This is a genomic window from Pseudomarimonas arenosa (assembly GCF_014841215.1).
In the GTDB taxonomy this organism is placed as follows: domain Bacteria; phylum Pseudomonadota; class Gammaproteobacteria; order Xanthomonadales; family Xanthomonadaceae; genus Pseudomarimonas; species Pseudomarimonas arenosa.
In genome coordinates this window covers 1-1454 of the sequence record NZ_JACYTR010000137.1, presented here as the reverse complement: position 1 = coordinate 1454, position 1454 = coordinate 1, and the positions used below count along the sequence as shown (strand labels likewise).

The 1454-nt window shown below is 57.8% G+C and carries 1 pseudogene; it reads left to right on the top strand.

Annotation, left to right across the window (positions count from 1 at the left end):
- Positions 1 to 23 precede the first annotated feature (23 nt).
- Positions 24 to 1414, top strand: a pseudogene (locus IFO71_RS21565) (IS3 family transposase).
- Positions 1415 to 1454: the final 40 nt, after the last annotated feature.

Below are 1454 nucleotides of genomic sequence, written 5' to 3'. Positions count from 1 at the left end.
TTTCCGAGAGCCCCAAATCGGCCATGTCGTCTGCGACTTCTCTCCAGCCCAATGAAGTGGCTGCAAAGGCTTCCAGGCGTCGTTTCACACTCGCTTACAAACGCAAGATTGTGGCACTTGCGGAGAATTTGCCTGACGGTGAGCTTGGTGCACTGCTTCGCCGTGAGCGTTTGTATTCCTCGCATTTGTGCAATTGGCGGCAGCAAGTGGCGGCGTTGGATGCCGCAGCGATTGAGCCCAAACGTGGCCGGAAACCCGATCCCAAGCGCTTGGAGCGCGCAAGAATAGCGAAACTTGAGGCGCAGTTGGCGCGATCGGAGAAGCGGCTCAAGCAAGCGGAGGCGATTATTGATGCGCAAAAAAAGTTGTGTGCGCTGCTCGGACTGCCGAGCAGCGAGGAATCGCTATGAACCTGTTGCCCGACTTAGCCTGTGAGGTGGGGGCGGTACGCGCCTGTGGAAGTCTGGGACTGTCGCGCTCGACGGTGCATCGCAAACGCCACCCCAAGGCGCCTCACGCGACGCGGCGTGAGCCTCCGTTGAAGCTGAGCGAATCCGAGCGAAGCGCCGTGTTGGACGAATTGATGAGCCCGCGATTTGTTGATCGAGCACCGCATCAGGTATATGCCACCCTGCTCGACGAAGGACGGTACTTGTGCTCGATTCGTACCATGTACCGCCTCCTCGACGCCGAACATGCAGTGGGCGAGCGTCGTCACCAGCGGCCGGCGGTAGTGCACGCACGGCCCGAACTCGTCACCACGGGTCCGAATCAACTGTGGTCGTGGGATATCACCAAGCTCAAGACATCAGTGAAGTGGAGCTATCTGTACTTGTACGTGGTGATGGATGTGTACAGTCGCTATGTCGTGGGCTGGTTGCTGAGCAGCCGAGAAAATGCCGGCCTGGCGCGCGAACTGGTCGAAAAGTGTGCGCTGCGAGAAGGCGTTGCCAAAGGGCAAGTGACATTGCACGCCGACCGAGGCGCGCCGATGCGTTCCAAAACGCTGGCCGAACTGCTGGTCGATCTTGGCATTGAAGCGAGTTTTTCGCGGCCACGCCAAAGCAACGACAACCCGTTTAGCGAAGCGCTGTTTAAGACGACAAAGTACGCGCCGACATTTCCGAGCTACTTTTGCAGCCTCGACCACGGGCGCCAGGTGCTAGGGCCATTTTTCCAGCACTACAATGAACACCACCGTCATACGGGCATCGGCTTGATGACACCCTCCGCCGTCCATCAAGGCCGTGCGCCAGCCATCACCGAGGCACGGCAAGCCATTTTGAACACAGCGTTTGAGCAAACGCCCAATCGCTTCAAGAATCGACGCCCCAGCCCACCCATCGTTCCAGAACAGGTCTTTATCAATCGACCGCTCGATCAATCAGCGTCAACGGGGAACAAAGCTCACTAAAATCACGATTCAAGCTGTCTCAAACCATTGACACATTCCG